The sequence below is a fragment of the Paraburkholderia sp. genome (assembly GCF_034668105.1).
Lineage (GTDB): Bacteria > Pseudomonadota > Gammaproteobacteria > Burkholderiales > Burkholderiaceae > Paraburkholderia.
Map to the genome: position 1 here is coordinate 1 of NZ_JAXDPY010000404.1, position 4,519 is coordinate 4,519.

A 4,519-nucleotide genomic window follows, 5' to 3' on the forward strand; every position below is an offset into this window, starting at 1 on the left:
TGGCGCATCAGCTCACCGCGGGCCAATACCTCCGTCATGCCGACCGAAGCGAAGCGCAGCGGAGGGATATCTGCTGTCTCCATCCCGCCGCTGTTATCCAGCGCTATCGCCCAACAGTCCCACCCGCCGTCCCACTCGCCGAGCTCCCCAGATACTGGTCGAACCAGCCCAGCGTCCGCTCCAGCACATCAATCCGGTGCTCGGGGCTGCGGAAGCCGTGGCCTTCGTTCGGATAGACCACCAGCTGAGTCGGCACTCCCTCGGCCTTCAATGCATGCCAGAACTCGAAGGACTGCGGCGCCGGACACTCGCCATCGCGATCGCCCACCACCACCAGCGTCGGGGTCTTCACCTTGCGGATGAAATCGATTGCCGAACTCTTGGCGTAGACCGCCGGATCGTCATAAACGCTCGCGCCGAAGAAGGGCAGCATCCACTGGTCGATCGAATTCTCGCCGTAGTAGCTCTGCCAGTTTGCGATGCCCGCGCCAGCCACAGCCGCATGGAAGCGCGGTGTTTGAGTCACGCCGAACATGGTCATGAAGCCGCCGTAGCTCCAGCCGGTCAGGCCGAGCCGGTTGTCGTCCACGCTCGGGTACTTCTTCTCCACCGCGTCGACGCCCGCCAGGATATCGCGCAGATCGCCATAGCCGAAGTCCTTGCGGTTGGCCATGGTGAACGTCTCGCCCTGCCCATAGCTGCCCCGCGGATTCGGCTCCAGCACAAAATAATTCATCGCGCTCAGCGGCGCGCCACCGAAGCCTGCGCCCGGCCAGCGCGGCAGCACGGCGCTTGAGGGCCCGCCGTGCACCATCACCACCAGCGGATACTTCTTTGCCGGGTCATAGTGTGCCGGCAGCATCAGCCATCCCTGGATGCGGAAGCCGTCGTTGGTCCACTCGATGGACTCGGCCTTGCCCCAGGCGGGCTTGAGCGCCTCGTTCACGTGCGTCACCTGCGTGAGCTGCGCGTCCGGCTTCAGCTCGCCCACGTAGACCTCAGGCGGCTTCTCGAAGGAGCTGCTGGCCACCGCGAAGGTGCCGTTCTTCGCGATCGACAGGCTCATCGCTTCGCGCCCATCGCTGATGCCGGCCGGGACTCCCAGGAGCGTCTTCTCGTCCGCCAATGTCACAGCAGCGCCCGATCCAGTGAGATGGTATCCGGCAACGCGGCTAGCGCCACCTGCGACCTCGGAGACGATCAGCGAGTGATCATCTACCCAGTGCGGCCATACCGAGGTCACATTCGCATGGGGAGTGATGTCGACTGCGCTCCCGCCGCTCGATGGAACGAGATAGACATCCCCGCCCGTGGCACCCTGATCGCTCATCAAGCCACCGATAAACGCGATCTGCCCTCCATCCGGCGACCAACGCGGCACCGCAATCTGCAAACCGTGCAGCGTTCCGGGATCCTTCTGCGGGTCAACAATGCTGGTGGGCTGGGCATTGGCTGTTGCCGGCGCGGTGTAAAGCTGGGCCACCCACCAGTTGTTCTCCCCCGGCGGTGGCGCGGCCACATAGGCCAGCTTTTTGGAGTCCGAGGACCAGTCGAACTCATAAACGTGCAGCTTGTCCGGGGTGAGCAGCTCCACCTCGCCGCCGCGCGAGTACACCGCCGCGACCCGCTGTATTTCCAGGCCTTCGACGCCGATCACGCCGGACGGTGGCTTCATCGCCGCCAACGCTCCCGCCGGCCGAGTGGCGCCGGGCACATAGAGGAACGCGATCCGCTCGCCGTCCGGCGACCATGCCGCGTGCTCCACGTATCCCTTCAAATGGGTGATCTGCTGCGGCTGCCCATTCAACGTGGTCACAAACAGGTCGTTCTGGCCGTCCTTGCCGCAATCGCCTTCAAACAGCAGCGCACGGGAGTCCGGCGACCATTGCGGATCGGTTGCGGTGCAGTCCTTGCCGGTGTCGAACTGTTCGGCGCCTTCTCCGCGCGCATCGCTCACCATGATCCGGCCGGGGCTGTCGTGTCCCTTCTGCGCCCAGGCCAGGTGCTTGCCGTCGGGGGAAAGCGAGGTTTCTCCCACGTTCTGGACCTTCCCGAGGTCGCCCAGGATCGCCCGGACCTTCGGATTTGCGGGTGGATGGCTATTCGGCGCATCTGCCGCCAGGGCCGTGAATGGAACTGTAGAGAGGCAAAGCAGAAAAGGCAGGCTACGACGGCACAGAAAACTCATGCGACGGATGCTACCAGCATTTTGAGCTTGGCAGTCCACACCCTGGTCAGTGTTGTGAAACGATTTATCGGTTCGCAAATTAGAATTGCATGCAGCATGTCAGGGCATGGCGCCTCGGCTGGCGAGTTCCGGCACGGTTCTGTACCCAGAAACAACGCTTGAATGCCGAATCACTGCCAAAAACGCATCCAAAGGCAGATTTCGTGCACAAATTCAACGCCTTTTATTGACCACTTCCCCAACGCTTGTTATTGTTAAAAGGTTCCCCGAGGCACGTCCTGCGCATGCTCTGTACCAGCGCAAGGCGGGCGCCAGACCGGGATCCCACAGAATGTAAGGCTGCAAGTTGGGTTTGGGCCTCTTCTGCGGTTCCTCTGAAATTAGAGGGCGAAGATCGCATCGGTGCCTGCGACACCCTTCACCTGGAAGGGCTATGCGGGCCGGAACTTCGAAACGAAGCTGGACTGGTATCGGATTCCGGGAGCGATTCCCGGGTTCGCGTCACGTGCGGCTAACGTCCTGGTTCCTGTCTGAGATAGGAAGCGAAGCAGACGCGAAGCGGAGATACGCGACCATGCGCCGGTATGGCATTGTCGACGTTCGCCGTTGGCGTGGGCTGTGATTGGTTTGAGAAAAGGGTAAGGAGTACTGGATTGCCGACATTTAATCAGCTGGTGAAGCAGGGTCGCACGGCGCCGCGGTACAAGACCGCGAGCCCGGCATTGCAGGGCTCTCCGCAGCGGCGTGGTGTGTGCACCCGCGTGTACACGCAGACCCCCAAGAAGCCGAACTCGGCACTGCGCAAGGTGGCCCGCGTCCGGCTCACCAACGGTATCGAGGTGACGACGTACATCCCCGGCATCGGCCACAACCTGCAGGAGCACTCGATCGTGCTCATCCGCGGCGGCCGTGTGAAGGATCTGCCCGGTGTGCGGTATCACGTGGTGCGCGGCTCACTCGATTCGGTGGGCGTGGCCAACCGCAAGCAGAGTCGTTCGAAGTATTGCGCGAAGCGCCCCAAGACTGCAGCAAAGTAGACCGCAGCCAGGTAGACCGCAGCAAAGTAGACAGCAGCCAAGTAAGCAGCGAAGTCAGGAAAAGGTTAGGAAGCGATGCCCAGAAAAGGACACATTGCCAAGCGCGAGGTAGCGGCCGATCCGGTCTACAACTCCTCGTTGGTGACCAAGTTTGTGAACTCGATGATGTGGGGCGGCAAGAAGTCGACCGCGCAGGCCATCTTCTATACCGCGATGACCAACCTGGAACAGAAGGGCGGCGACGAAGCCCTGAAGCTGTTCAAGAAGGCGGTCGAGAACTGCAAGCCGCTGCTTGAGGTGAAGACCCGGCGCGTGGGCGGCGCGAACTACCAGGTGCCGATCGAGGTCAATCCGGATCGTCGCACCTCGCTCGCGATCCGCTGGCTGGTGACTTATGGTCGCGCTCGCGGTGAGAAGGGCATGGTCGATAAGCTGACCAACGAACTGCTGGATGCGGCGAACGGCCGTGGCGCAGCGATGAAGAAGAAGGAAGACATCCATCGCATGGCCGAAGCCAACAAGGCATTCGCGCACTATCGCTGGTAATTGCAAGAGAAGTCGCTAGCTGGAGCAGGTAACAGATAACCGTGGCAATTATCGCTGGCCCAGGGCTGGCGGGAAGTTGAGAGAGAAGAGACTGTGGCTCGCCAAGTACCTCTAAATCGTTGCCGGAACATCGGAATCATGGCGCACATCGACGCCGGAAAGACGACGGCGACCGAGCGCATCCTGTTTTATACGGGCATCACCCATCGCATCGGCGAGGTGCACGAGGGCACGGCCACGATGGATTACATGGAGCAGGAGCAGGAGCGTGGCATCACTATCACCTCCGCTGCGACCACCTGCACCTGGAAGAACATCCGCGTCAACATCATCGACACCCCGGGCCACGTGGACTTCACGGCCGAGGTGGAGCGCTCGCTGCGCGTGCTGGATGGCGCGGTGGCGCTGTTCGACTCCGTCTCCGGCGTGCAGCCGCAGACCGAGACAGTATGGCGGCAGGGCGATAAGTACAAGGTGCCGCGCATCTGCTTCGTGAACAAGATGGACAAGGCCGGCGCGGATTTTGAGCATGTGATCGAGACCATCCGCAAGCGGCTGGGCGCACGTCCGGTAGCCATCCAGATTCCAATCGGCGCCGAGGCAAATTTCAAGGGCGTCGTTGACCTTATCGAGATGCGGGCCATTGTCTGGCATGACGAGACCATGGGCGCGAAGTATTCGGTGGAAGAAGTGCCTGCGAATCTAGTGAAGAAGGCTGAAGCCTTCCGCATGCAGCTGGTAGAGTCAG

General features: G+C 61.7%; 4 protein-coding genes. 3 read left to right on the forward strand and 1 reads right to left on the reverse strand.

Annotation, left to right across the window (positions count from 1 at the left end):
• Positions 1-103: 103 nt before the first annotated feature.
• Positions 104-2,188, reverse strand: a complete 2,085-nt coding sequence (locus tag QOC89_RS17995) for a S9 family peptidase (protein WP_323046261.1) — start codon at positions 2,186-2,188, stop codon at positions 104-106.
• A 653-nt stretch (positions 2,189-2,841) separates the two neighbouring features.
• On the opposite strand from QOC89_RS17995, the gene rpsL reads away from it, so the two are divergent.
• From rpsL to QOC89_RS18010, 3 genes are all read left to right on the forward strand, one after another.
• Positions 2,842-3,225: a 30S ribosomal protein S12 gene (rpsL, locus tag QOC89_RS18000; RefSeq protein WP_323046262.1), complete on the forward strand. Its 384-nt coding sequence runs from the start codon at positions 2,842-2,844 to the stop codon at positions 3,223-3,225.
• Between the two features lie 75 nt (positions 3,226-3,300).
• Complete coding sequence (rpsG, locus tag QOC89_RS18005) at positions 3,301-3,771, forward strand: 30S ribosomal protein S7 (protein WP_323046263.1); 471 nt, start codon at positions 3,301-3,303, stop codon at positions 3,769-3,771.
• Between the two features lie 93 nt (positions 3,772-3,864).
• The coding region (locus QOC89_RS18010) for a GTP-binding protein (protein ID WP_323046264.1) at positions 3,865-4,519 on the forward strand (655 nt) is incomplete at its 3' end.